Here is a 24,635-nt window from a genome sequence, read left to right as displayed (position 1 = left end):
GCAGTCGGGGGCGCTACTCGCGGCGGCGGGCGAGCACGGCCCGCTGGAGCAGCACGAACACGAGGAGGATTCCTCCCGTGATGATGGTCGTCGCCTCCGGCGGGATGCCGCCGTCGCGCGTGATGAGGACGTTCATGAGTCCCAGGACGAGCGCGCCGATCACGGAGCCGAGCACGAAGCCCGCGCCGCCGGTGAGGAGCGTGCCGCCGATGACGGCGGCGGCGATGGCATCCAGCTCCCAGCCGATGCCGGTGATGTTCTGCGCGCTTCCCAGTCGCGCCGTGTAGACGACGGCCGCGAGGCCCGCCAGCGTTCCGCTGATCACGTACACCCAGAGCTTGGTGGCGGTCACGGGGAGGCCCATGAGCGCCGCGGACTGCTCGGAGCCGCCGATCGCGTACACGGTGCGCCCGGTGCGCGTGCGGTGCAGCACGAAGAACGCCGCGGCGACGACGAGGACGGCGATGAGGACGCCCGGTGTGATGACGATGTCATTGACCTTCGGGCCGTCGAGGATCTTCACCTGCACGCCCAGCAGGCGGACGGCCGAGTCGTCGGCGAGCCGCTCGGGAACCGTGCTCAGCATCGACGCCAGGCCGCGCCCGAGGAACATCATCGCGAGCGTCGCGATGAAGGGCTGCACGTTGAAGTACTGGATGAGCACTCCCGACACGGCGCCGAAGACCGTCCCGATGAGGACCATGAGCACCATCGCGAGCCACGGGTTCCAGCCGGCGTTGATGAGGAGCACGCCGGCGACGCTGCTGAAGGCGATGATGGCGCCGACCGACAGATCGATGCCGCCCGTGATGATCACGAAGGTCAGGCCCACCGCGAGGATGATGAGGTGCGCGTTGTTGATGAGGAGGTTCGACAGCGTGTTGAACTGCACGATCTGCCCGTATGCGGCCTCGCCGTAGATGATCATCCCGAGGAAGATGATGATCGCGGCCGCGGTCGGGAGCGTGTCGAGGTGGAGCGACAGCCGCTTCAGAAGCGAGTCGCCTCGATGCTGCGCCGGCGGAGTCGCCGGCGACGTGGTCAGAGCGCTCATGCCGCGACGACCTCTCTCTTGACGGAGCGGGAAGCGCCCGCCCGACGTTGACGGAACATGCGCCGCACCCGCTCGGACTGCAGCAGGCAGAGCGCGACGATGACGATGGCCTTGAAGGCGGGCGTCGCCGAGGAGGAGACGCCCAGGAACACGACGGTCTTGTCGAGGGTGGCGATGAGGATCGCGCCCACGACGGCGCCGGTCACGTTGAACTTGCCGCCGGCGAGCGAGGTCCCGCCGATGACGACGGCGAGGATGGCGTCGAGCTCCAGCTGGTAGCCGGTGCGGGAGACGTCCACCGTCATCACGCTGGCTGTCGCGAACACGCCGGCGATGCCGGCGAGGATGCCGCTGACGATGTAGACCGTGAGCAGCAGCGCGCGGCGGTTGACGCCGGCGAGGCGCGCGGCCTTCGCGTCCATCCCGATCGCCTCCAGCATGAGACCGAGGGCGCTGCGCCGCACGAGCAGTCCCACCGCGACGACGATGAGCAGCGCGAGGAGGAAGACGACCGGCAGACCGAGCACGTAGCCGTTGGCGATCCAGCGGAAGGAGTCGTTCGTCGCGGCCGTGTTCTGCCCGCCCGTGATGACCTTTGCCAGCCCGCGTCCGGCGAGCATGATGACGAGGGTGCTGATGAAGGGCTGCAGACCGACCACGGACACGAGGACGCCGTTGACGGCCCCGAGCGCGGCGCTGACGACGACCACGAGCGCGAGCGCGGCCATCGCGGCGCCGAACGAGCTCGGCGCGTCCATGGCCTTGAGGAGCTCCATGGACACCGCGCCGGCGACCACCATCACCGATCCGACCGAGAGGTCGATGCCGCCCGTGGCGACCACCAGGCACATGCCCACCGCGATCAGCATGATCGGGGCGGCCGCGCGGAGGATGTCGATGACGTTGCCGACGAGATTGCCCGATGAGCCGACGCTGATGGCGAGATAGCCCGGGTCCTTGATGAGATTGACGATGAGCAGCAGCACGATGGCGACGACGCCCCATACGTACTGGTGCTTCAGGAGGCCCTTCAGGGCCTCGCCGGGGCGCGCTGTGCTCGCGCTCATGATGCGACCTCCTCGCGGACGGCGACGTCCGCGGTCTCGTCGTCGAGGCCGTCCTCGGCGATGATGGTGACGATGGAATCGGCCGAGACTCCGGGCCCGGCCTCGAGCTCCGCGATCTTGCGGTGGTCCTTCAGGACGATGATCCGGTCGCTCTGACGCACCACCTCGTCGAGCTCGGAGGAGATGAAGACCACCGAGAGCCCCTGGTCGGCGAGCGCGGCGACGTACTCCTGGATCTCCGCCTTCGCGCCGACGTCGATGCCGCGCGTGGGCTCGTCGAGGATGAGGATCTCGGGATCCGTGGCCAGCCAGCGCCCGAGGAGCACCTTCTGCTGGTTGCCGCCGGACAGCAGGCGGATGGGCCGCTCGGGGTCCGCCGGTCGGACGCCGAGAGCCGAGATGTACTTCTCGACGAGCTCGTCCTGCTCGCGTCGCGGCAGCGGTCGAGCCCAGCCGCGCTTGGCCTGCACCGCGAGGATGAGGTTCTCGCGGACGCTGAGGTCGCGGATGATCCCCTCGTCGCGGCGGTTCTCGCTTGAGAAGGCGATCCGCTCGGCGAGCGCCTTGGCGGGAGCGCCGATGTCGGCCTTCTTCCCGCGGAGGGTGACCTCGCCCGTGTCGGCGCGATCGGCGCCGTAGACGAGGCGCGCGAGCTCTGTGCGGCCGGAGCCCAGCAGGCCGGCGATGCCGACGACCTCGCCGCGGTGCAGGTCGAGGTCGACCTGCTCGAGCGCGCCCTTGCGGCTGATGCCCTTCGCGGAATACAGCGCCGACTCGTCGGAGCGCACGCGTCGTGCGGCCTTCGCGTCGAGCGACTTCAGCGTGGCGATGTCCTTGCCGATCATCTTGGAGATGAGCTGGCCGCGTTCGATCTCGCGCGTGAGGTACTCGCCCTCGAATCGGCCGTTGCGCAGCACCGTCAGCCGGTCGCTGATCGCGTAGACCTGGTCGAGGAAGTGCGAGACGAAGAGGATGGCGACGCCCTGGTCGCGGAGGCGACGGATGACGCCGAACAGCTGCTCGACCTCGTTCGCGTCGAGGCTGGAGGTGGGCTCGTCGAGGATGAGCACCTTGCACTGGGCGACCATCGACCGGCTGATCGCGACCAGCTGCTGGATGGCCAGCGGCAGGGTGGCCAGCGACTGCTTGGGATTGAGATGGCCGAGGCCGAGCTTCTCGAGGGCCGCGCTCGCCGCCCGGTGCGTGGCACGCCAGTTGATGCCCGCCGCCCCCTTGACCTCGTGCCCGAGCATCACGTTCTCGCCGATCGTCAGGTTCGCGCAGAGGTTCACCTCCTGGTACACCGTCGAGATCCCCGCGCTCTGCGCGTCGGCGGTGCCGCCGAGGCGGCGAGGCTCGCCCGCGATGCGGATCTCGCCTTCGTCGATCCGGTAGACGCCGGTGAGCGCCTTGATCAGCGTCGACTTGCCCGCGCCGTTCTCTCCCATGAGCGTGTGCACCTCGCTGGGGAAGAGCCGGAAGCTCACCTCGTCGAGCGCCTTCACGCCGGGGAAGGAGATCGAGATGTCCTTCATCTCCACGATCGGAAGCGAATCCGGCATCGCATGCTCCACATCTGTCGCCGCGAGCGCCGTCGCGGGTGGTCCGAGGGTGCGGGGCCGCGAGGGCCCCGCACCGAAGAGAGGCGTCGGCCTCAGTGGGTCAGAACTTGCGCTCCGGGAGGGCGGTCTCGGCCGCCTCGGGCGAGTCGAAGGTCTCGCTCGGCACCACGATGTAGGGCTCCACGTCGCCGCCGTCGAGGACGGTCTCCACCACGTCGAGCGCGGTCTCGCCGAACAGCGGGTTGTACTCGGCGACGAAGCTCAGCTCGCCGGCGGCGAGCGCCTCGAGGGCGCCCTTCGTGCCGTCGATCGTCGCGACCTTGACATCCTCACCCGGGGTGAGGCCGGCCTCCTCGACGGCCTGCACCGCTCCGAGGCCCATCTCGTCGTTCTGGGCGAAGATGAACTGCACGTCGTTGCCGTTGGACTTGAGCACCGTCTCCACGACGCTCTTCGCCTCCTCCGTCGACCAGTTCGCCGTCTGCGCGCCGACCTTGGTGAAGCCCGACTCGCCGCCGACGACGGCGTCGAAGCCCTCGTTGCGCTCGTTGACGACGGAGACGCCCGCGGGGCCCTCGAGTACGAAGTAGTTCGCGCCGTCCGGGAACTGCGACGTCGCCCACTCCGCGACCGACGTGGAGACCTCGATGTTGTCGGGAGCGATCCGCGTGACGTAGAGGCTGTTGTCGTCGGGCTCGATGCCGCGGTCGATGAGGATGACGGGGATCTCCGCCTCCTGGGCGCGCTTCAGGGAGTCCTCCCAGCCCGAGCCCTCCGTCGCCGACAGGAGGATGACGTCCACGCCCTCGTCGACGAACGACGTGAAGGCGTCGATCTGCGACTTCTGGTCGAGGTTCGTCGCCGGCGCGTACTTCAGCTCGTAGCCGGCGTCCTCGGTGAACGTGTCCTGGATGTTGCTCTCGTTGGCTTCACGCCAGGCGCCCTCGGGGCCGACCGCGACGAAGCCGATCGTGGTGACGTCCTCGCCGCTGGAGGCGTCCGCACCGCCGGAGCAGGCGGCGAGGCCGAGCGAGAGGGCGCCGACGCTGGCCAGGCCCAGCAGCTGGATGACGCGCTTCTTTGCAGACATGGTTCTCCTCCTCGAGATACCGGGCGCAGGGTCGCCCGGCAACGTGGATCCGTCATGGACCCATCGCTGATTGCAGTGACGCGATGGTGCGTCGTGCTCGAGATGTTACCGGGAACAATTTGTTCTCCGCAAGAGCGTTTCCCGATCGTGATCACTCGTCGAGGTCGGCCGCGATCATCTCCACGATGGTGTCCACGGTGACGCCGGGTCCGTTGCTGAGTTCGCCGATCTTCTCGCGGTCCTTCAGCACCACGATGCGATCGCTGAGCCGCACGACCTCTTCGAGTTGGGAGGAAATGAAGACCACCGCCACCCCATCCCCGGCGAGCTGCGCGACCCGACGCTGGATGTCGAGCTTGGCGGCGATGTCGATGCCGCGGGTCGGCTCGTCGAGGATGAGCACGTGCGGCCGCGTGGCCAGCAGCCGGGCGAGCATGATCTTCTGCTGCGTGCCGCCGGAGAGCTCTTCGACGGGACGGTCGATGTCGTCGGGATCGAGGTGGAGCGCGTCGAGGTAGGTGTCGATGAGCGCGTCCTGCTCGCCGCGGGAGAGGGGCCGGGACCATCCGCGCAAGGCCTGGAGCGCGAGCACGATGTTCTCGCGGGCCGTCAGGCCGTCGATGATGCCGTCCTCGCGCAGGTTCTCCGTCGACATCGCGACGCGATGGTGCAGGGCCGCACCCGGCCCGCGCAGCTGCACGCGCCGGCCATCCACCCAGAGCTCGCCCGTGTCGGCCTTCTCCACCCCGCCCAGCAGCCGGGCGAGCTCCGTTCGTCCGGATCCGCGCAGCCCCGCGAAGCCGACGACCTCTCCCCGCGACAGCTCCAGATCCGTCGGCTCCAGCACGCCGCGGCGACCGAGGGATGCCGCGCGCAGCGTCTGCTGGCCCGAGGCCTCGTAGTGATGCGCGAGCCGTTCGGAGCGAAGCGCCCGCAGCGCCTCGATGTCCTCGCCGATCATCTTGGAGATGACGTCCGCGCGGTCGACCTCGGCGGCGAGGTGCTCCCCCACGACCCGCCCACCGCGCAGCACGGTCATGCGGTCGGCGATGGCGAAGACGTGCTCGAGGAAGTGCGAGACGAAGAGGATGGCCACCCCCTGGTCGCGGAGGGTCCGGACCACCCGCAGCAGCGTCTGCACCTCGGCGGCGTCGAGGCTCGAGGTGGGCTCGTCGAGGATGAGCACGCGCGGCTCCACCACGAGGGCTCGAGCCACGGCGACGAGCTGCTTGACCGCGGGAGACAGGACGGACAGCGGCGTGCGCGGGTCGAGGTCGGCGAGGCCCAGCTGCCGGAGCACCTGACCGGCTCGGGCGCGATTCGCCCTCCAGTCGATGCCGAACCTGCCGCGGACCTCGTTGCCGAGCATCACGTTCTCGGCCACGGTCAGCTGCGGACTGAGCCGCGTCTCCTGGAACACGGTCGCGATGCCCTCGGCGCGGCTGCGCGCGACGCCCACGGGCGTGCGCTCCTCGCCGTCGACGCGAACCACGCCCGAGCGGATGGCGAGAGTGCCGGTGAGCGCGCCGATCAGGGTCGACTTGCCCGCGCCGTTCTCCCCCATGAGCGCGTGCACCTCGCCCGCCCGCAGCGTGAGGTCCACGTCATCGAGCACCCGCACGCCGGAGAACTCCACCACGATGCCGGTCATCTCGATGACCGGGCGCCCGGCAGTCATGAGCCCGTCTCCCGCGGGGCGGTCGTGGAAGAGCGCACGACGAGCTCGGCGGGGATGCGGGTGACCCGGGGGATCTCCCGCTCCTCGATGGCCGCGCGCAGCATGTCGACGGCGGACACCCCCAGCGCATGGAAGTTCTGCCGCACGGTCGTGAGCGGCGGAAGCACGTGGGCGGCCAGCGGCACGTCGTCGAAGCCGATGACGCTCAGGTCGTCGGGGACCGAGATCCCCCGGTCGTGCAGGCCGTGGACGAGCCCGACCGCCATCTCGTCGTTCGCGACGAAGACGGCGGTGTACTCCGGGATCGATCGGATGCCCATGGCGAAGTCGTACGCGAAGTCGGCGGTCCAGTCGCCCACGACGATCGGCCGCTCCCGGATGCCCCAGGCCTTCGCGCGCGCGTGGAAGGCCCGTTCCCTGGCACGGGCGTCCAGCCAATCCAGAGGGCCGGCGAGATGGAGGATGTCGCGATGCCCGAGCGACACCAGGTGGTCCACGGCCAGCTTCGTCCCCTCCTGCTGATCGACCGAGACGGTGAGGAACGTCGGATCCTTGTCGGGCTTGACGACGAGGACCGGGATGCTGATCGAGATCTTGCGCAGCGCGGCGACCGACGACGACCGCGGCGCCACCACGCAGAGCGCGTCGATGCCCTGAGCGGTGAGGTTGTCCACCGCCTCCTGCGGTGTGATCTCGTCGCCGTCGCGCAGCGCGATCGAGCTGACCGCGTAGCCGGATGCGCGGGCGGCGAATTCGACCGCGCGCAGCGTGCTCGTCGGTCCGAACTCGACGGCGCTCTCCACGACGACGCCGATCCGCCGGCTCTTCTGCGTGGCCAGCGCTCTCGCCGCCATGTTCGGCCGGTAGTCGAGCTCCTCGATGACCTCCATCACCCGGCGGCGCGTGGCCTCCTTGATGTGCGGGTAGTCGTTGAGAACCCGCGAGACCGTCATGTGCGAGACGCCGGCGAGCTGGGCGACCTGCCGGATGTTCGGCTTGTCGGCACCGCTGGTCGCCACGTGCTCTCCATCGCCTTCGGGGCCGCCGGCCGCGACGACGGCCGAGGGTGCCGCGCGGCCTCGCGCTCGGCCCCCTCAGCATAGCCAGCAGGTCGATGGTAGCGGGAACACGGCGGGTCCTCCGACGGGAATCGCGGCACTGGTCCTGCGGAGCGGAGACGGCTAGCATGACGGCTGACTGTTACCGGGAACAACGCCCGCCTCGCCGCGGCCGGACCTTCGCGGTCGACTGTCCTCACCGTGCGCGCTGTCGCGCCGTCTCAGCAAAGGAGCTGCCGTGTCCTCAGACCCCTCGCTTCGGGATCCGCTTCGCGTGCGGTTCCAGCGCATCCGCGCGTCGGCCGCCGTGCTGGCCGGGGCGGCCCTGGTCGCCGCAGGCCTGCCGGCGAGCGCCGCCGCATCGGAAGCGGACGGAGATGGCGAAGCGCCGCGCGACGGACTCGTGGCGGAGTACGCCTTCTCGCAGACCAGCGGCACCGCCGTTTCCAACCTCGTCGCGGACGGGCCCGGTGCGGCGGAGGTGGTCAACGGCTCGGACTCGCTCTGGACGGGGTCGTCGCTCGTGCTCACGGGCGGCTCCAAGTCGAGCACGACGGCCGACTGGGTGCGTCTGCCCGCCGACCTGCTCAGCGGAGAGGACTCCGCCTCGATCACCATCGAGACGAAGCTCGACGCGACGATGAAGAGCAGCTACAACTTCCTCTGGAACATCGGCGACGACGCGACCAGCCAGTACTGGTTCACCTCCGTGCGGGATGTCGCGCGCACGGCGATCACGACCTCGGGCAATCGCGGCGAGGCGAATGCGCCCGCGAAGGGCCCTCTCGCGGCCGACCGCTGGTACAGCCTGACGTCGGTGCTCGACGGCTCCGCGCACACCCTGTCGTTCTACGTCGACGGCGTTCTGGTGGGGAAGACGGCGACGGACCTCACGCCGGCCGCGCTCACCGATCAGTCGCTCAACGCGATCGGCCGCTCCCCCTACCCCGACCCCTTCTACAAGGGCGAGGTGTCGACGTTCCGGGTCTACGACCGCGCGCTCGCTGCCGAGGAGGTGGCGGCGGTCTCCGACGCCGACGGCGCCATCCACTCCGACGCGCACCGGGAGACCGCGCAGAAGACCCTGGCCGGGGTCGCCGACGTCGTGTTCGAGGAGGCGAGCACGACGCTTCCCGACTACGGCGGGATCGTCCGATGGTCGTCGTCCGACCCGGCGGTGACCGTGGCCGCGGACGGCCGCACCGCCACCGTCGCCCAGCCGGAGACCGGCGAGCCCGCGATGACGGCCGAACTCACCGCGACCGCGGTCGTGCGCGGGCAGGAGGTCTCTCGAAGCGTGCCCGTCACCATCGAGCCGGCTCCCGGCGTCGACACGCCCTTCGGGTACGTGATGGTGCACTTCGTGGAGGACTCGGCCGGATACGCCGAGAAGATCTACCTCGACGTCTCACGCGGCGACGACCCGGAGCAGTGGGATCCGCTGAACGGGGGGAAGCCGATCCTCGCGTCCGACCTGGGCACCACCGGCGTGCGCGACCCGTACCTGACGTACAACCCCGAGAACGAGACGTACTACATCATCGCGACGGACCTGCGCGTGTTCGGCGGCGACCAGGGCTCGGGATCCTGCACGTCCTGGTGCCACTGGTCGTCGCAGGGCAGCACGAAGCTGAACGTGTGGGAGTCGAAGGACCTCGTCACCTGGAGCGATCTGCGCCAGTTCGATGTGGCCGCCACGGCCGACGGCGTCACCCACGCCGAACTCGGGATGGCGTGGGCTCCGGAGGCGACGTGGGTGCCGGACTTCCACGGGGAGGGGAAGGGCGCGTTCGTCCTCTACTGGTCGTCGAACGTCTACTCCGACAGCGCGCACACCGGCGCGACCTACAGCCGCGTGCTGTGGGGCGCCACGACGGACTTCACGCAGGAGTCGTACGCGTACGGCGGCGTGTTCGTCGACGCCGGTGCCGACGCCATCGACACGACGCTGATCCAGAACGAGGGGACCACCTACCGGATCACGAAGGACAACGGCCTGGGCAAGGGCATCTACATGGAGTCGACCACTGCGCGCGAGTGGTGGCTGCCCACGACGACCTGGAAGACGATCCAGACGCGCATCGGCGCGGGCTGGGCCGGCGGCAACGCCGGCGGGGTCGAAGGGCCCGCCGTCTTCCCGCGACACGACGCCGAGGAGTGGTACCTCTACGTCGATGTCATCCCGAGCACGGGCTATCGCCCGATGGAGACGACGGACCTCGATGCCGGCTGGTCGGAGCTCACCTCGCCCGACTTCTTCATGGCGCCGAGCACGAAGCACGGCGGCGTGGTGTCGCTCACGAAGGGGCAGTACGACGTCGTGCGGAATGCCGACGCCGTGTCGGCCGTCGACACGCACCTCGGCGCGGTCGAGGTGCCGTCGGGCAGCGCCGCGGCCGAGGTGCGAGGCGCGCTGCCCGCGGAGGCGCGGGTGAACCTGGCCTACGGCCGAGGCGTCGCGACGCTGCCCGTCGACTGGGATCTCGCCTCGCTCGATGCCGATGCGGAGGGACCCCAGCGCGTCACCGGCACCGTGCGGTCGATCGGGGCGAACCTCAACCAGTGGCAGGGGGCGGGCGGCTCCACGGCGTGGAACGCGCCGGACCGGAAGCTCTACAGCTCCACCGCCATCAGGGTGACGGCCGACGTCGTCGTGACTCCATCGGCCGCCGGCGCGACGGTGGCGACCTCGACGCGATGCGTCGCGGGCAGGGTCGTGCTGGCCGTCAGCGTGACGAACGAGAGCGCGGCGCCGCTCGACGCCACCCTCTCGACGCCGTACGGCGCGAAGACCCTCGGCGCGCTGGGAGCCGGCAAGACCGTCTCGATCGCGTTCAACGCGCGCCTGGGCTCCGTTCCGGCGGGCACGGTCACGGTGACCGATCAGGTCACCGCCGCGACCGCGACCGCCGCGTTCGAGGCCCTCGCCTGCGGCACGCGCTGACGCCGACGCCGGAGCGCCCCGTCCTCCTCGGAGAGGGCGGGGCGCTCCGGCGTCGGTCTCGCGTCAGCGGGAGACGCCGAGTCCCTCCGCGATGCGCTCGAGCGACCCGAGCGGATCGTCGCCGAGCGCCTGCACGGCGACGTGGTCGGCTCCCGCGTCGAGATGCGAGCGGATGGCCGCGGTCGCACGCTCGGCGTCGGGACCGGCGATGAGGCGGTCGAGGAGCTCATCCGACCCGCCGTCGGCCAGGTCCTCGGCCGTCGCGCCGAAGCGCTCCAGCGCGCCGACGTAGTTCGACAGGCGGGAGTATCGCCCCCAGAACGCACGGGCGACGTCGCGCGCACCATCGCCATCCGACCCGAGCGAGACCGTCACCTCGGGCGCGAGCAGCGCGTCGCCGAGGAGCGTCCGCGCGTGCGCGGTGTGCGGCGGGAGCGTGAGGTACGGGTGAGCGCCGAGTGTGCGCTCCGCGGCGAGCGCGAGGGTGCGATCGCCGAGTGCGGCGAGCAGGCGCTGGTCCTGACGCACGCCCTCCGCGTCCAGCACGTCGAGGTAGGAGCCGAGCGCGGCGAGCGGCTTCACGCGCTCGGGCGTCGCCTCCCGGTGGCCCGACCCGATGCCGAGCACCAGCCGCCCGGGATGGGAGTCCTCGATGCGATGGAAGGCCTGCGCGACGCTCGGGGCGTCGGCCTGCCAGATGTTGACGATGCCGGTCGCGACGACCAGGTCCGCCGTGGCGTCGAGCAGCTCCTCGACGATGACGAGGTCGGCGGCGGGCGAGCCGCCCACCCACAGCGTGCGGTAGCCGAGCTCCTCCACGCGACGGGCGAAGCCGCCATCCGCCTGACCCGCCGACCGCCAGACGCCCCAGGCGCCGAGATCCGACTTCTGCGTCATGATCGTCCTTCCGTCTCGGAGAACAGCGGCCGTGCGGCGCGATGCGCGAAGGCCCGCCCCACGGTGTCGTCCGGAACCTCGGCCACGGTGGCGGGCTGCCACCGCGGCTGCCGGTCCTTGTCGATGACCTGGGCGCGGATCCCCTCCGCCATGTCGGGCTGCGTGCGGAGGTACCACGACATGAGGTGGTACTCCTGCTCGAGCGCGTGCCGCAGCGACGGCAGCGCGCGAGCCGAGCGGATGGCCGCGAGGCTCACGACGAGCGCGGTGGGCGAGCGCTCGTCGAGGGCGGCGAGCGCCGAGGCGGGGGTGCGCTCCTCCCCCGCGCCGATGCCGGAGGCGACGAGCTGCTCGAGCCGGTGGCGGATCTCCAGGACGGTGTCGGCGGCGAACGCGTGATCGATCCACGGCTGCGCGCGCTGGATGGGCCCGGCGGGCGGCGTCTCGTCGAAGAGCATGACGAGCTCGGTGGGGCTCGACGGATCGGCGCGCATCTCGAGCGCGTCGACGACCGACTCGATGCTGTCGTGCGGCACGAAGTGGTCCGCGAAGCGGCAGTGGATGGCGTCGGCCGCGTCCATCGTGTCGCTCGTGAGGGCGAGGTACTCGCCGAGGCGCCCTGGCGCGTGCGCGAGCAGCCACGAGCCGCCCGCGTCGGGCGAGAACCCGATGCGGGTCTCCGGCATCGCGAGTCGTGAGCGCTCCGTGACGATGCGCACGTGCGCGTTGCCCGCCAGGCCGATGCCGCCGCCCATGGTGACGCCGTCGGCGATCGCGACGACCGGCTTGGGGTACTCCGCCACCGCAGCGTCGACCCGGTACTCGACGCGGAAGAAGGAGTCCGCCGCCGCTTCGCCGCCCGCCGTGATGCGCGCGTGGAGGTCGCGGATGTCGCCGCCCGCGCTGAACCCGCGCTCCCCCGCTCCCTGCAGCAGGACGATCGAGACATCCGGCTCCGCGCGCCATCCGTCGAGGGTCTCGCCGACCGTCTCGAGCATCTCCTGCGTCAGCGCGTTGATGCTCTCGGGGCGGTCGAGCGTGAGGCGTCCGACCCCGCCGCGCATCATCGAGCGGACTCGGGTGGGCGCGGCGGTGTCGATCACGTCAGCCACGTTACCGCTCGCACGGGGCACGCCCGACAGGCCCCTCCTGTGGGGGTTTCCCCCGGATGTCCCACGGTTTCCCTCGGGATTCGGCCAAGATAGGGGGAACATGCATGCAGATGAAGGGGTCGAGATGACCGACGGCAAGGTGCTCGAGTTCACGGGCGTCACCAAGACCTTCGACGGGATCGCGGCCGTGTCGGACTTCACCGCCCGCGTCGACCCCGGGTTCGTCACCGCGTTCCTCGGCCCGAACGGGGCGGGGAAGACGACGACTCTGCGCATCCTCCTCGGCCAGCTCCGCGCGAACGCGGGCACCGCGACGATCGACGGCCGGACCTTCGCGCAGCTCACGAGCCCCCGCCGTCACGTCGGCTGGGTTCCGGAGTCCCCGAGCTTCCGCGCCCGCCGCACCGCGACCAAGCACCTCACGACGGTCGCGCGTCAGACGGGGGTACCCGCGACGCGCGTGGCGGAGGTGCTCTCGCTCGTCGGGCTCTCCGACGTCGCCGACATGCGCATCTCCGGCTACTCCCTCGGCATGACCCAGCGGCTCGCGGTGGCCGAGGCGCTCATCGGCGACCCCGGCGTGCTCATCCTCGACGAGCCGGCCAACGGCCTCGACCCCGAGGGCATCCGCTGGATGCGCCTGCTCATGCGCCGCCTCGCCGACGAGGGCCGCACCGTGCTGGTGTCCTCGCACCTGCTCAGCGAGATCCAGCAGGTCGCCGACCGCCTCCTCGTCATCTCCAACGGGTCGCTCGTCTTCGCCGGCGCCATCGAGGACCTCGAGGACGCGTCCTCCCTCAGCGTCACCGTCGACGCCGCCGACCGCACCGCTCTGTCCCGCGCGCTCCGTGACGCGGGCTACGAGTTCGAGCTCCTCCGCTCCGGCATCAGCGTGCACGGCGCGTCGGCCGCGCAGATCGGCGCACTCGCCGCATCGGCCGGCATCGCCCTCACCACGCTGCAGCAGCGCAGCCCCAGCCTCGAGGACGTCTTCATCCAGCTCGTCAGCGGGCAGTACGTCGCGCCCATGACCGCGGCGCTGCCGCCCGCGAGCGGCGGCCTGGCGGGTGGCGGTCTGGCGGGTGGCGCAGGTGCCGGTGCTACGGATGGCGCGGGTGCCGAGGCGACGGACGGCGCGGCTGCCGAGGCGACCGAGCCGACCGACGGCGCGGCGTCCGAGGACGTCGTGATCGATCCCGAGCAGGTCGAGGGCTCCGAGCCGGATCCTGCCGAGGGCCGCGACTCGGCCGGCGACCCCGCGACCGCGGACGCCGGCGGCATGACCGAGGCCACACCCGCCACCTGGGGCAGGCCGGCATCCAGCGAGCCGACGAGCGACGAGGAGTTCGCGCGCGAGGTCGCCGAGGCCGACGCCTTCCTGCAGGCACCGGCCCTCGACGGCGACCCCGGTGCCGCCCATGCCTGGGACGACGAGGACGTCGCTCCGCAGCTCACGCAGGACGACGCCGCCGCAGCCGAGGGCGTGTCCCCGAGCGCATCGGCCGAAGGCGCGGAGCACGCGGCGGCGGACGACGACCACGGTCAGCCGGACGAGAGCGCGCAGGCCGACCGCGCCGACGGCGAGCGCGACGACGCCGACGTCCCGGACGTCCTCGAGGAGCCCGATGAGATCGTCGAGCTGGACGAGGACGAGGACGAGGCCGCGGCCGACGAGATCGAGGGCGAGATCGTCGATGACGGCGGCGACGACGAGACCGAGCGCGAGTCCGAGGTGGAGGCCACCGCAGCGGTCGACGGGGAGGACGACGCCGACGTGCCCGACGTCCTCGAGGAGCCGGACGAGGTCATCGAGCTGGACGAGGACGAGCCGCAGGAGGACGAGCCGACCGCGGACGACACCCGCGTCGACCTCCCGCCGCTGAGCCTTCCCGGCTCGGCACGGCTGGCGAACCTCCTCGCCGGCGGATCTGAGCCGGTAGCCGGCGCCGCCGCCTTCCTGGGGCACGATCCGCTCGCGGACGATGCCGCCCACCCCCCGGTGACCGCGCCCACCGTCGACGACCTCGCCACGCGGACGATCCTCATCCCGACCTTCGGCGTCGAGGAGTCCACCGAGGACGAGGACGCCGCGGTCGTCGAGGGCGAGAACGAGGAAGGGTACTCGTTCGACGACATCCTCAGCGGCGGTGAGCCTCACGAGGCCGACGAGCACGACGCGGACCGGAGGGACGACGAGATGGGCTCCTCGCACCCGGTCTGAGGACCGCTGCGGAGGCGCGACGAAGATGAGGCTATCCTTACTTGGTCCGACCTACGCTGCGCCCGTCATCGTCCGGGGCTCGAGCACAAGGAGTCCCCGTGATCTTCACTCGCCTGCGCGCGATCGCCGCCTCGGCGTCCCTCGTGACCCTCGTCGCCCTGACGGGCTGCGGAGCGTCGGAGGTGGTCGAGGACTCCGCGGACGCCGTCGGACAGGGTGACACGCGGTATCCGCTTGTCATCGAGAACTGCGGCCAGACAGTCGAGATCGAGCGCGCGCCGCAGCGTGTCGTGTCACTCGACCAGAACTCGACGGAGATCCTCCTCTCGCTCGGCCTCGCCGGCCGCATCGTGGGAACCGCGTCCTGGACGGATCCGATCCTCCCGTCGCTCGCCGACGAGAACGAGGGCGTGCCGCGTCTGTCCGACAACGCGCCCACCTACGAGGTCGTGCTCGGGGCGGATCCGGACTTCGTGACCGCGTCGTTCGGTCGTCACTACAACGAGGGCGGCGTGGTGACGCGCGATCGTCTCGCTGAGACGAGCGTCGGCTCGTACCTGTCCCCGACCGACTGCGACAACGGGATCAGCGTCAACGGCGGCGGCACCCGCACGGAGCCGCTGCAGGTGGAGGCGCTCTACCAGGAGATCCAGGAGCTCGCCGACATCTTCGACGTCGCCGACCGAGGGGCGGCGCTCATCGCCGACCTCCAGGAGCGCGCGACTGCCGCGACGGAGGGCGTCGACCTCGGCGGGCGGAGCGCGGTGTTCTGGTTCGCCGACACGAAGACGCCGTACACCGCGGGCGGGTTCGGCTCCGCGTCGCTGCTGGCGGAGCTGACCGGCATGACCAACGTGTTCGCCGACACCGCCGATGACTGGCCCGCGGTGGGCTGGGAGAGCGTCGTCGACGCCGACCCGAGCATCCTCGTGCTCGGCGACCTGCAGCGCGACCGGTTCCCCGGCGACCGCCTGGACGACAAGATCGCCTTCCTCACGGCCGATCCGCTCACCCGGACCCTCAGCGCGGTGCAGCGAGCGGACTTCATCGCACTGCACGGGGCAGAGATGAATCCGTCCATCCGCTTCGTCGACGCGCTGGAGAAGATCCGTACCTGGGCGCTCGAGCACCAGGACGAGGGCGAGGGATGACGGTGTCGGTGACGATCGAGCACACCGAGCGCTCCGAGGCCACCACGACGCCGGTCGAGACTCCGGCTCCCCGCCGCCGCTCGACTCCTGCCCGTCTCGCGCTGGGTCTCGCGCTCATCGCGGCCGGCGCGCTGGCGCTGCTGCTCTCGGTCGGAGTCGCCGTGACCCTCGGCCCCGCGGATGTGTCTCTCGTGAATGTGCGCGACATCCTGCTCAACCACCTCGGTCTCGCGCAGACCCCCGTGCGGGTGTCGGAGGACGCGATCGTGTGGGAGGAGCGCCTGCCCCGTGCGCTCGTCGCCGCCGCATCTGGCGCCGGGCTCGGACTGTGCGGCGCGATCCTGCAGTCGCTGACGCGCAACCCGCTGTCGGACCCCTATGTGCTGGGAGTGTCCTCGGGCGCCTCCACCGGTGCCGTGCTCGTCGGCGTGCTCGGCGTCTCCGGCGGAGCACTCGGGCTCTCGGGCGGTGCGTTCGCGGGTGCCCTGATCGCCTTCGGCCTCGTGGTGGTGCTGGCTCGGTACACCAGCGGCGGCACCTCCGGCATCATCCTCGCCGGCGTCGCCGGGACGCAGCTCTTCAGCGCCCTCACGTCGCTGGTGATCTTCGCGTTCGCCGACTCCGACGAGACGCGCGGCGTGATGTTCTGGCTGCTCGGCTCGCTCGAGGGCATGCGCTGGGACGATGTGGCCCTCTGCGCGGCCGTCGTGGTCGCGGGGACAGCCCTCGGCCTCGGCTCCGCCCGGTCGCTCGACGCGTTTGCCTTCGGCGAGGATGTGGCCGCGTCGCTCGGCATCCACGTCGCGCGCACCCGCTTCCTGCTGCTCACCCTCACCGCGCTCCTCACCGCGACGCTCGTGAGCGTCGCGGGCGCGATCGGGTTCGTCGGCCTGGTGCTGCCGCACGCCTCCCGCATGCTCGTCGGCCAGCGCCACTCGCGGGTGCTGCCGGCCACGGTCGTCCTCGGCGCCGTGTTCATGGTGTGGGTGGACGCGGCCGCTCGCGTCGCCTTCGCGCCCACGCCCCTCCCCGTGGGCGTCGCGACGGCGATCGTCGGCGTCCCCGTCTTCGTGCTGCTCCTCGTCCGGCAGCGGGGTCGCGCATGACGCTGCAGGCGGATCGGGTCTCGTGGCGACGCGGCGGCGTGCTCGTCGTGGACGAGGTCACCCTCCATCCACAGCCGGGAGACACCGTCGGGCTGCTCGGGCCGAACGGCTCCGGCAAGTCCTCGCTCCTGCGCCTCCTGCAGGGTGTGGCGCGACCCGAATCCGGCACCGTGCTCCTGGACGGCGCAGACCTCAGAACGCTGCGCCGTCGCGACCTCGCCCGCACCGTCGCGACCGTCACGCAGCATGCGGACACCGACGTCGACCTTGTCGTCCGCGACGTGGTGCGCCTGGGCCGGACGCCTTACCGCTCGCCGTTCGGGCTCGACAGCGCCGCCGACGACCGCGCGGTGGAAGCCGCGCTGCGGCACGCGGGGCTCGCGGGCAAGGCGGACCGTCTCTGGCACACCCTCTCCGGCGGCGAGCGCCAGAGGGCGCAGATCGCCCGGGCCCTCGCGCAGGAGCCCCGGGAGATCCTCCTCGACGAGCCCACGAACCACCTCGACATCCGCCATCAGCTCGAGATCCTGCGCCTGATCGCCGACCTCCCGGTCACCGCCGTCATCGCCCTTCATGATCTCAATCTCGCGGCGATGTTCTGCGATCATCTCGTCGTGCTCGACCGCGGGCGGGTGGTCGCGGGCGGCGCCCCGGCCGATGTTCTCACCTCCGAGCTCATCGCCCAGGTGTACGGCGTGCGCGCCGATGTCGTGTGCGACGAGGCGGGAGGCCTCCTTGTGGCATTCCGTCCCGGAGCGCTCAGATCGCGGGGCGGGGCACCGGCCGCGGTGCGGGCTGCGGCGTCTTGAGGGACTGAGTCCCGAGCTCCACCGCTTCGGCGGCCGCATCGAGGTCGAGGCGCAGCGCGCGCGTGAGCGCGAGGCCGTGCCGCGTCGACAGCACGAGACGCTGGAACTCGCCCGTGCCATCCAGGTCGATGACGACGCCCGGCAGGCGCCGCCCGCGGACCGCGACGAAGTCGTCGCCGTCGGCCAGGCGCCACGTGCCGAGCGCGACGGTGCCGGGGACGAGCGTCCCGCGAGCGCGCGCGCCGCGGAGCCAGGTCCACGGATCGCCGGTCAGCTGGACCTTCGCGATCGATGCGCGCGCGATGCGGATGCTCTCCCGACGGAAGGCGAGGGCGCGTTCGAGGGGCGAGAGCCCGATCTCGAGCTGCGCGTGATCGAGGAGCAGCGTCACCATGACGACCATCCTGCCAGCGCCGCGCCGCGCCCGGGGGCCCTCGCGGTGCGAGACTGGGGCGGTGACCCTGCTCAGCGCGACCGCCGTCGAGTCCGCCCTGCAGCGCGCCGAGGCTGGCGAGCGGCTGAACGTCGACGACGCGCTCGCGCTCCTCGAGGCCGACGGCCCCGACCGGGAGCGCGTGCTCGATCTCGCCGCCCGCACGCGGGACGAGGGGCTCGCCCTCGCCGGGCGCCCCGGCGTCATCACCTACTCGCGCAAGGTGTTCATCCCGCTGACCACCCTGTGCCGCGATCGGTGCCACTACTGCGTCTTCGTGGACACTCCGAACCAGCTCCTCAAGAAGGCCAAGCCCGCGTACATGTCGCCGGAGCAGGTGCTCGCCGTCGCACGGCAGGGGCAGGCGCTCGGCTGCAAGGAGGCGCTCCTCACGCTCGGCGACCGGCCGGAGGACCGCTGGCCCGAGGCCCGCGCATGGCTCGATGTCCACGGCTACGCCTCCACTCTCGAGTACGTCGGCGCGATGGCGCGGCTCATCGTCGACGAGACCGGGCTCCTCCCCCATCTCAACCCCGGTGTGATGAGACCGGACGAGCTCGCCGCGCTGCGACCATCCGCCCCGTCGATGGGCGTCATGCTGGAGACGACCTCGCGCACGCTCTTCACCGAGCCCGGCCGCGTGCACCACCTCTCGCCCGACAAGGACCCGGCGGTGCGGCTCGAGCTGCTCGAGAACGCGGGCCGCGCGCGCATCCCGTTCACGTCGGGCATCCTCGTGGGGATCGGCGAGAGCCTCCGCGACCGCGCCGAGTCGATGATCGCGCTGCGCGATGCGCACGACCGGCACGGGCACATCCAGGAGGTCATCGTCCAGAACTTCCGCGCCAAGCCGCGGACCGCGATGCAGGACGCCCCCGACGCCGCGCTGCACGAGCACGCGTCGGCGGTCGCCGTCACGCGCCTCGTGCTCGGCCCGCGCATGCGCGTGCAGGTGCCCCCGAACCTCTCCGACCCGCAGGAGTTCGCGCTGCTGCTGCGCGCGGGCGCCGACGACTGGGGCGGCGTCTCGCCGCTCACCGCCGATCACGTGAACCCCGAGCGCCCCTGGCCGCACGTCGACGACCTCGCCGCGCGGACGGCAGACCTCGGCTTCACCCTCCGCGAGCGCCTCACCGCGCACCCGGAGTACGTGCGCGACGACGCGTGGCTCGACCCGGCCATCCGCGATGCGACGCGGGCCCTCGCCGGCGACGACGGGCTCGCGCGGCACGGGGCGGATGGCGCGGTGCTGCGCCCCGAGGGACGGGCGCCTTCCGGGGCGGCCGCGGTTCCCGCCGTCGACCCGGGCGTCACCCTGTCGGCACCCGGCGGTCTCATCGCGGCGGTCATCGAGCGCGCCGCACAGGATCCCGCGTCGCTCGACGACGCCGAGTGGGAGCGGCTGCTGGCGGCCACCGGCGACGAGCTCGACGCGCTCGCGCAGACCGCGGACGACGTGCGCCGGTACACCGTCGGCGAGACCGTCAGCGTCGTGGCGAACCGGAACATCGCCGGCACCGGATTTCGAGCCGCGGGCGGGAGCGCGGACGACGAGTACGACCTCGCCCTCCTCGAGGCCATGGCGCGAGATGCCGTGGACCTCGGCCTCACCGAGATCTGCGTGCAGGGCGTGGTGGCGCCGTCCGAGGCGCCCGACGCCTACCTCGACATCGCGCGAGCCGTGAAGCGCGCGGCCCCGGCCATCCATCTGCACGCGTTCCGTCCGCAGGACGTCGCCGACCTCGCCGACCGCACCGGCCTCGGACTCGCGGGCGCGCTGGCGGCGCTGCGCGAGGCGGGCGTCGACACCGTGCCGGGCACGGGCGTGAAGGTGCTGAGCGAGCGGGTGCGCCGAGAGGTCGCGCCGGGCGACCTCGAGGTCGACCGCTGGATCGAGACGATCACCGCCGCGCATCGGGCCGGGTTCCGCTCGACGTCGGTGCTGTTCTACGGGCACGTCGAGACGGCGGCGGAGCGGGTCGCGCACCTGCGGAGGCTGCTCGCGATCCAGGCCGAGACGGGCGGCTTCACGGAGTTCGTGCCGATTCCGATGCCCGGCTGGGGCGTGCCGCTCGTCGCGGGCCGCAGCCCGGCGGACGAGCACCGCGCGATGGTCGCGGTCGCGCGCCTCATGCTGTCGGGCGCCATCCCGCACGTGCAGATCCCGTGGACGCGGCACGGTCTCGAGCTCTCCGCCGATCTCCTGCGCGCGGGCGGCGACGACCTCGGCGGCACGCTGCGGGATGGCCGGGTCGGCCCCCGCGCGGGCGTCGAGACGGGCCTGGAGCTGCCCGTGGAGACCGCGCGCGGCATCGCGCGACGGCTCTTCCGGCCCTTCCGGCAGCGGACGACGACGTACGGCGACGTCCCGCGGGGCGACGGATGACCACGACCGGCGGAGGCGCGACCGGCACGGGCGAGGTCGGCACGGGCGAGGTCGGCACCGTCATCGTCGGCGCCGGGTTCGCGGGGATCGCGGCCGCGCTCGCCCTGCGTGCGGCGGGAGACGACGACTTCGTGATGCTGGAACGCGGCGCGTCGGTCGGCGGCACCTGGCGCGACAACACCTATCCCGGCGTCGCGTGCGACGTGCCCTCCCACCTCTACGCGCTCTCCGGCCATCCGTCGCCCGCATGGTCGCGCGTCTTCGCTCCGGGCGCCGAGATCCGCGCCTACCTCGAGGGCGTCGTCCGCGACGAGGGCCTCGACCGGCAGCTGCGGCTGAAGACCGCGCTCGCCGGGGCACGGTGGGATGGCGAGGGCTGGATCATCGAAGTCCGAGCCGGACACACCGCAGGAGATCCAGGCGCCGGGGCTGCCGGGAAGCGGTCTCTCGGCGTCGAGGGCAGTCGATCTCCTGCGAACTGTCCCGCGGTGGTTCGCGCGCGGCACCTGATCCTCGCGTGCGGGCGGCTGACGGAGCCTCGGATCCCCGAGGTGCCCGGCCTGGAGGCGTTCCCGGGCCCGATCTTCCACTCGGCACGGTGGAACCACGACGCGGACGTCGCCGGGCGCCGCGTCGCCGTCGTCGGCACCGGCGCGAGCGCGGTCCAGCTCGTGCCCGCCCTCGTCCAGGCGGGCGCGGAGGTCACGCTGTTCCAGCGGACCCCCGCCTGGATCGTGCCCAAGGGCGATCGCGCGTACACGCCGCAGGAGATCGACGCGCTGCACGACCCGGCGGCGGCGGCACGCCTCCGCGACGAGCTGCACGCCGAGGGCGAGGCGCGCTTCGCCTCCCGGTCCGGCGATGCGGCGGCCGCTGCCGCCGCGGAGGCAGTGGCGCGCGCGCATCTCGCCACGCAGGTCTCCGATCCCGCGCTGCGCGACGCACTCACCCCCGACTACGCCTTCGGCTGCAAGCGCGTGCTGCTGAGCGATGCGTTCTACCCGGCCGTCGCCTCGCCCGCGGTCCGACTCGTGCCATCCGCTCTCGCGGCCGTCGAGGGCGACGAGCTGATCGCGGCCGACGGAACGCGTCACGCCGCCGACGTCGTGGTCCTCGCGACGGGCTTCGCCTCGACTCGGCAGCCGTATGCGCCGCTCGTGACCGGCGAGCACGGGCGGACGCTCGACGAGCACTGGGCCGACGGAATGACCTCGGTCGGGTCGACGCTCGTGCACGGCTTCCCGAATCTCTTCATCCTCGGCGGCCCGAATGCCGCTCTCGGGCACAGCTCCGCCGTCCTCATCCTCGAGGAGCAGGCCGCGTTCACCGCCGCGCGCATCCTCGGCGGGCGCGACGTGCGGGTGACCGCGGAGGCCGAGGCCGCCTACACGCGCGAGATCGTGGAGCGCTCGGCCCGCACGCCGTGGATCGCCGGCGGCTGCGACAACTGGTACGTCGACGCCCGGAGCGGCCGCCTCACCCTCCTCTGGCCCGGCACCGTCGCGGCCTTCCGCGAGCGCCTCGCCCGCGTCGCCCGCGAACTCGATCCCCTGCCCGCGCTCGTGCACGAAGGAGCCCAGCCATGACCATCCCGTTCCGGTTCGGATACAAGGCATCGTCGGAGCAGTTCGGCCCGCGCGAGCTGCTGGACTTCGCGGTCCTCGCCGAGGAGGTCGGCTTCGACTCGGTCTTCCTCAGCGACCACCTGCAGCCCTGGCGGCACGACGGCGGTCACGCTCCGGCCGCGCTTCCGTGGCTCGGCGCGGCGGCCGAGCGCACGTCGCGCGTGCTGCTGGGCACGTCGGTGCTGACGCCCACCTTCCGCTATCACCCGGGCGTCGTCGCGCAGGCGTTCGCGACGCTCGGCGCCATGCACCCCGGGCGCATGATCCTCGGCGTGGGCACGGGCGAAGCGCTCAACGAGGTGACGCTCGGGCTCGAATGGCCGGAGCCGCCCGAGCGCTTCCAGCGGATGAAGGAGGCCATCACCCTCATCCGCCGTCTGTGGACCGACGAGCGCGTCACCTTCGACGGCACGTACTACTCGGTGCAGAACGCGACCATCTACGACCGCTCCGACCAGCTCGTGCCGATCTACATCGGCGCCTCCGGGCCCGCCGCCACCCGCCTCGCCGGCCGCATGGCCGACGGATACATCACCACGAGCGGCAAGGACCCCGCGCTCTACGCCGACAAGCTCCTGCCCGCGTTCGAGGAGGGGCTCGCGAAGGCCGGGCGCACCCGCGACGACGTCGACACCCTCCTGGAGGTCAAGGTCTCGTTCCGCCCCGACCGCGCGCAGGCCCTCGAGAACACGCGCTTCTGGGCGCCGCTCGCGCTGAGCCCCGATGAGAAGACCGGCGTCGACGACCCCCGCGAGATGCAGCGCCTCGCCGATGCTCTGCCGATCGAGCGCGCGGCGTCGCGCTTCATCGTGTCGGACGACGTCGAGGAGCACCTCGCCGCCATCCGCGGGTACGTCGATCTCGGGTTCCGCCACCTCGTGTTCCACGACCCCGGCCACGACCAGGAGGCGTTCCTGCGTCTGTACGGCACGGAGGTCCTGCCGCGGCTGCGCGCCGAATACGGCGCGTGACGGCGGCGGCGGGATGGCACGTCGTCATCCCCGTGAAGCCTGCGGCAGTCGGGAAGTCGCGCCTCGCGGTGCCCGGCGTCGACCGCGTCGCGCTGGCCCGCGCGATCGCCCGCGACACCGTCGCGGCGGTGGCCCGGTCGACGCGCGTCGCCGAGGTGGTCGTGGTGACGGCGGATGGCCCCTGGCCGGACCTCGAGGCCCGAGCGCCGGAGATCCCGCGTGAGCCGGACCGGAAGGCGCCGGCGGATCCGGGGCTCGCGGAATCTCCGGTGCTGCGCTTCGTCGCTGAAAGCGCGCCGAGGGGTCTCGCGCCGGCCATCCGCGCGGGACTCGCGACGCTCGACCCGCGCCGTCCGCGCGCGGTGCTGCTGGGCGATCTGCCGGCGCTGCGGCCATCCGATCTCGACGCGGCGCTCGCCCTCGCCGAGGCCGTGCCGCGCGGGCTCGTCGCCGACGCCGAGGGCACCGGGTCGACGCTCATCACGGCGCTCCCCGCCGTCGCGCTCGAACCGGCGTTCGGCGAGGGCTCGGCCGCACGGCACCGCGCCCTCGCGCACGTCGACCTGGACGTCGGGTCGGGCTCGACGCTGCGGCGCGACGTCGACACGCTCGCGCAGCTCCGCGCGGCCGCGGCCCTCGGGCTCGGACCGCGCACGGCCGCGCTCCTCGCTCACCCCTGCGGAAGGGACCTTCGCTCCCTGATCGCCGCCTCGCCGGTGTTCGCCTGCCGACCTGAGCGGTGTCCCGAGACGTAGGCACCGGCATCCGCCCCGCTGCGACGCCGCGCGCGCCTGGTGGGCATCCCGTCGACGAACGCGTCCACGCGCTGTCGCCGGGAGGCGAGCACCAGGTCGGTGCCCGAGCCGGCCTCCTCGACGACGGCGTTCCGGTTCTCCGCGATCCTTGCGGCCGCGCCTCCGCCGAAGCCGCGGACGAACCCGCTGCGCGCACGACGCCGCTCGCTCTCCGTGTGCCACTCGTACGCGACCCGAGCGGCGTCCCACCAGGCGCGCATCGCGACCATCGCCTGGATGCGGAGGCTTCCGATCAGCACCTGCGCCTGCCGCACGTCGGAGGCGTAGCCGACGAGGATGAGGATCGATCCGACCCCGGCGAGCTCGGCCTGGAGCGGTCGGATGGTCCCCACCGCGTGCGCGACGGCCCCGCCGAGATCACGGAGGTCGCGGGCGTACGCGCCCGTGAAGACCATCCGCTCCTGCACGATCTCCTCAGGCGGGTGCCCGCCGCGCGCACGCCGCTCGTCGATGCGCGCCTGGTCGATGCCGTACTTCACCATCAGCCGCGCGGCGTGCTCGGTGAGCGCCTCGGCTTCCTCGGGCGTCGTGCTCTCGGCCTTCGCGAGCAGCTTCGCGATGAGATCCAGCTTCGCTTCCGTCATGATCTCCTCCTCGATCGGATGCCTCACATCCTCGAAGGGACCACCCCCGCCCGCGGGCAGCGCTCGACGCCT

General features: G+C 72.0%; 19 protein-coding genes. 9 read left to right on the top strand and 10 right to left on the bottom strand.

The features are described 5' to 3' along the window. Nucleotides 1-13 precede the first annotated feature (13 nt). The 6 genes from D7D94_RS12070 to D7D94_RS12045 form a co-directional block, all read right to left on the bottom strand. Nucleotides 14-1,054, bottom strand: coding sequence for an ABC transporter permease (locus D7D94_RS12070; RefSeq protein ID WP_156242859.1), 1,041 nt, complete (start codon nucleotides 1,052-1,054; stop codon nucleotides 14-16). Next, entirely contained in the window at nucleotides 1,051-2,121 is a 1,071-nt protein-coding gene (locus D7D94_RS12065; RefSeq protein ID WP_156242858.1) for an ABC transporter permease, read from the bottom strand. The genes D7D94_RS12070 and D7D94_RS12065 overlap by 4 nt, the downstream gene beginning before the upstream one ends. Then, on the bottom strand, nucleotides 2,118-3,683 hold the full coding sequence (locus D7D94_RS12060; RefSeq protein WP_156242856.1) for a sugar ABC transporter ATP-binding protein: 1,566 nt from the start codon (nucleotides 3,681-3,683) through the stop codon (nucleotides 2,118-2,120). The genes D7D94_RS12065 and D7D94_RS12060 overlap by 4 nt, the downstream gene beginning before the upstream one ends. Nucleotides 3,684-3,783: 100 nt before the next feature. Next, nucleotides 3,784-4,773: an ABC transporter substrate-binding protein gene (locus D7D94_RS12055; RefSeq protein ID WP_156242854.1), complete on the bottom strand. Its 990-nt coding sequence runs from the start codon at nucleotides 4,771-4,773 to the stop codon at nucleotides 3,784-3,786. Nucleotides 4,774-4,924: 151 nt separating this feature from the next. Next, nucleotides 4,925-6,451, bottom strand: a complete 1,527-nt coding sequence (locus D7D94_RS12050) for a sugar ABC transporter ATP-binding protein (protein WP_156242852.1) — start codon at nucleotides 6,449-6,451, stop codon at nucleotides 4,925-4,927. Continuing rightward, entirely contained in the window at nucleotides 6,448-7,470 is a 1,023-nt protein-coding gene (locus D7D94_RS12045) for a LacI family DNA-binding transcriptional regulator (RefSeq protein ID WP_156242850.1), read from the bottom strand. Before D7D94_RS12045 ends, D7D94_RS12050 begins: the two co-directional genes overlap by 4 nt. 277 nt (nucleotides 7,471-7,747) lie before the next feature. Here D7D94_RS12045 and D7D94_RS12040 point away from each other — a divergent pair, with 277 nt between their 5' ends. Continuing rightward, entirely contained in the window at nucleotides 7,748-10,453 is a 2,706-nt protein-coding gene (locus D7D94_RS12040) for a LamG-like jellyroll fold domain-containing protein (RefSeq protein WP_156242848.1), read from the top strand. Nucleotides 10,454-10,516: 63 nt separating this feature from the next. Here D7D94_RS12040 and D7D94_RS12035 read toward each other — a convergent pair whose 3' ends face one another. Continuing rightward, nucleotides 10,517-11,350 (bottom strand): TIGR03620 family F420-dependent LLM class oxidoreductase, encoded by an 834-nt coding sequence (locus D7D94_RS12035; protein WP_156242846.1) that lies wholly within the window; start codon nucleotides 11,348-11,350, stop codon nucleotides 10,517-10,519. Continuing rightward, nucleotides 11,347-12,453 (bottom strand): enoyl-CoA hydratase/isomerase family protein, encoded by a 1,107-nt coding sequence (locus D7D94_RS12030; protein WP_156242844.1) that lies wholly within the window; start codon nucleotides 12,451-12,453, stop codon nucleotides 11,347-11,349. Before D7D94_RS12030 ends, D7D94_RS12035 begins: the two co-directional genes overlap by 4 nt. A gap of 133 nt (nucleotides 12,454-12,586) precedes the next feature. Between D7D94_RS12030 and D7D94_RS14385 the strand changes: the two genes are divergently transcribed. From D7D94_RS14385 to D7D94_RS12010, 4 genes are all read left to right on the top strand, one after another. Continuing rightward, nucleotides 12,587-14,683, top strand: a complete 2,097-nt coding sequence (locus D7D94_RS14385) for an ATP-binding cassette domain-containing protein (protein WP_156242842.1) — start codon at nucleotides 12,587-12,589, stop codon at nucleotides 14,681-14,683. 98 nt (nucleotides 14,684-14,781) lie between these two features. Continuing rightward, a complete protein-coding gene (locus tag D7D94_RS12020) occupies nucleotides 14,782-15,834 on the top strand; it encodes an ABC transporter substrate-binding protein (RefSeq protein WP_156242840.1) in 1,053 nt (350 codons plus the stop codon). Continuing rightward, nucleotides 15,831-16,940, top strand: coding sequence for a FecCD family ABC transporter permease (locus D7D94_RS12015; RefSeq protein ID WP_156242838.1), 1,110 nt, complete (start codon nucleotides 15,831-15,833; stop codon nucleotides 16,938-16,940). Before D7D94_RS12020 ends, D7D94_RS12015 begins: the two co-directional genes overlap by 4 nt. After that, the gene (locus D7D94_RS12010; RefSeq protein WP_156242836.1) at nucleotides 16,937-17,749 is read left to right on the top strand and encodes an ABC transporter ATP-binding protein; all 813 of its coding nucleotides are present in this window, start codon (nucleotides 16,937-16,939) and stop codon (nucleotides 17,747-17,749) included. Before D7D94_RS12015 ends, D7D94_RS12010 begins: the two co-directional genes overlap by 4 nt. Here the strand turns inward: D7D94_RS12010 and D7D94_RS12005 are convergent. Further along, nucleotides 17,700-18,143 (bottom strand): hypothetical protein, encoded by a 444-nt coding sequence (locus D7D94_RS12005; protein WP_156242834.1) that lies wholly within the window; start codon nucleotides 18,141-18,143, stop codon nucleotides 17,700-17,702. The genes D7D94_RS12010 and D7D94_RS12005 overlap by 50 nt on opposite strands. On the opposite strand from D7D94_RS12005, the gene cofG reads away from it, so the two are divergent. Genes cofG through cofC form a run of 4 tightly spaced genes read left to right on the top strand, consistent with a single transcriptional unit; the run spans nucleotide 18,142 to nucleotide 23,919 of the window. After that, the gene (cofG, locus tag D7D94_RS12000; protein WP_156242832.1) at nucleotides 18,142-20,568 is read left to right on the top strand and encodes a 7,8-didemethyl-8-hydroxy-5-deazariboflavin synthase CofG; all 2,427 of its coding nucleotides are present in this window, start codon (nucleotides 18,142-18,144) and stop codon (nucleotides 20,566-20,568) included. The two genes, D7D94_RS12005 and cofG, sit on opposite strands and share 2 nt — an antisense overlap. Next, the gene (locus D7D94_RS11995; RefSeq protein WP_156242830.1) at nucleotides 20,565-22,154 is read left to right on the top strand and encodes a flavin-containing monooxygenase; all 1,590 of its coding nucleotides are present in this window, start codon (nucleotides 20,565-20,567) and stop codon (nucleotides 22,152-22,154) included. Before cofG ends, D7D94_RS11995 begins: the two co-directional genes overlap by 4 nt. Further along, the gene (gene fgd / locus D7D94_RS11990) at nucleotides 22,151-23,164 is read left to right on the top strand and encodes a glucose-6-phosphate dehydrogenase (coenzyme-F420) (RefSeq protein ID WP_156242828.1); all 1,014 of its coding nucleotides are present in this window, start codon (nucleotides 22,151-22,153) and stop codon (nucleotides 23,162-23,164) included. The genes D7D94_RS11995 and fgd overlap by 4 nt, the downstream gene beginning before the upstream one ends. Then, nucleotides 23,161-23,919, top strand: a complete 759-nt coding sequence (gene cofC / locus D7D94_RS11985; RefSeq protein ID WP_156242826.1) for a 2-phospho-L-lactate guanylyltransferase — start codon at nucleotides 23,161-23,163, stop codon at nucleotides 23,917-23,919. Before fgd ends, cofC begins: the two co-directional genes overlap by 4 nt. On the opposite strand, the gene D7D94_RS11980 is transcribed toward cofC, so the two are convergent. After that, on the bottom strand, nucleotides 23,835-24,563 hold the full coding sequence (locus D7D94_RS11980; RefSeq protein WP_156242824.1) for a DUF2786 domain-containing protein: 729 nt from the start codon (nucleotides 24,561-24,563) through the stop codon (nucleotides 23,835-23,837). The genes cofC and D7D94_RS11980 overlap by 85 nt on opposite strands. Nucleotides 24,564-24,635 lie beyond the last annotated feature (72 nt).

The sequence above is a fragment of the Microbacterium oryzae genome, assembly GCF_009735645.1.
Taxonomy (GTDB): Bacteria; Actinomycetota; Actinomycetes; order Actinomycetales; family Microbacteriaceae; genus Microbacterium; species Microbacterium oryzae.
The sequence above is the reverse complement of the archived record's forward strand: the minus strand, read 5'-3'. Positions and strand labels throughout refer to the sequence as shown.

Coding starts and splice junctions, on each gene's coding strand:
- cofG (WP_156242832.1), top strand. CDS start 18,142: ATGACGACCATCCTGCCAGCGCCGCGCCGCGCCCGGGGGCCCTCGCGG.
- D7D94_RS11980 (WP_156242824.1), bottom strand. CDS start 24,563: ATGACGGAAGCGAAGCTGGATCTCATCGCGAAGCTGCTCGCGAAGGCC.
- D7D94_RS11995 (WP_156242830.1), top strand. CDS start 20,565: ATGACCACGACCGGCGGAGGCGCGACCGGCACGGGCGAGGTCGGCACG.
- fgd (WP_156242828.1), top strand. CDS start 22,151: ATGACCATCCCGTTCCGGTTCGGATACAAGGCATCGTCGGAGCAGTTC.
- D7D94_RS12070 (WP_156242859.1), bottom strand. CDS start 1,054: ATGAGCGCTCTGACCACGTCGCCGGCGACTCCGCCGGCGCAGCATCGA.
- D7D94_RS12005 (WP_156242834.1), bottom strand. CDS start 18,143: ATGGTGACGCTGCTCCTCGATCACGCGCAGCTCGAGATCGGGCTCTCG.
- D7D94_RS12010 (WP_156242836.1), top strand. CDS start 16,937: ATGACGCTGCAGGCGGATCGGGTCTCGTGGCGACGCGGCGGCGTGCTC.
- D7D94_RS12015 (WP_156242838.1), top strand. CDS start 15,831: ATGACGGTGTCGGTGACGATCGAGCACACCGAGCGCTCCGAGGCCACC.
- D7D94_RS14385 (WP_156242842.1), top strand. CDS start 12,587: ATGACCGACGGCAAGGTGCTCGAGTTCACGGGCGTCACCAAGACCTTC.
- D7D94_RS12035 (WP_156242846.1), bottom strand. CDS start 11,350: ATGACGCAGAAGTCGGATCTCGGCGCCTGGGGCGTCTGGCGGTCGGCG.
- D7D94_RS12055 (WP_156242854.1), bottom strand. CDS start 4,773: ATGTCTGCAAAGAAGCGCGTCATCCAGCTGCTGGGCCTGGCCAGCGTC.
- D7D94_RS12065 (WP_156242858.1), bottom strand. CDS start 2,121: ATGAGCGCGAGCACAGCGCGCCCCGGCGAGGCCCTGAAGGGCCTCCTG.
- D7D94_RS12050 (WP_156242852.1), bottom strand. CDS start 6,451: ATGACTGCCGGGCGCCCGGTCATCGAGATGACCGGCATCGTGGTGGAG.
- D7D94_RS12060 (WP_156242856.1), bottom strand. CDS start 3,683: ATGCCGGATTCGCTTCCGATCGTGGAGATGAAGGACATCTCGATCTCC.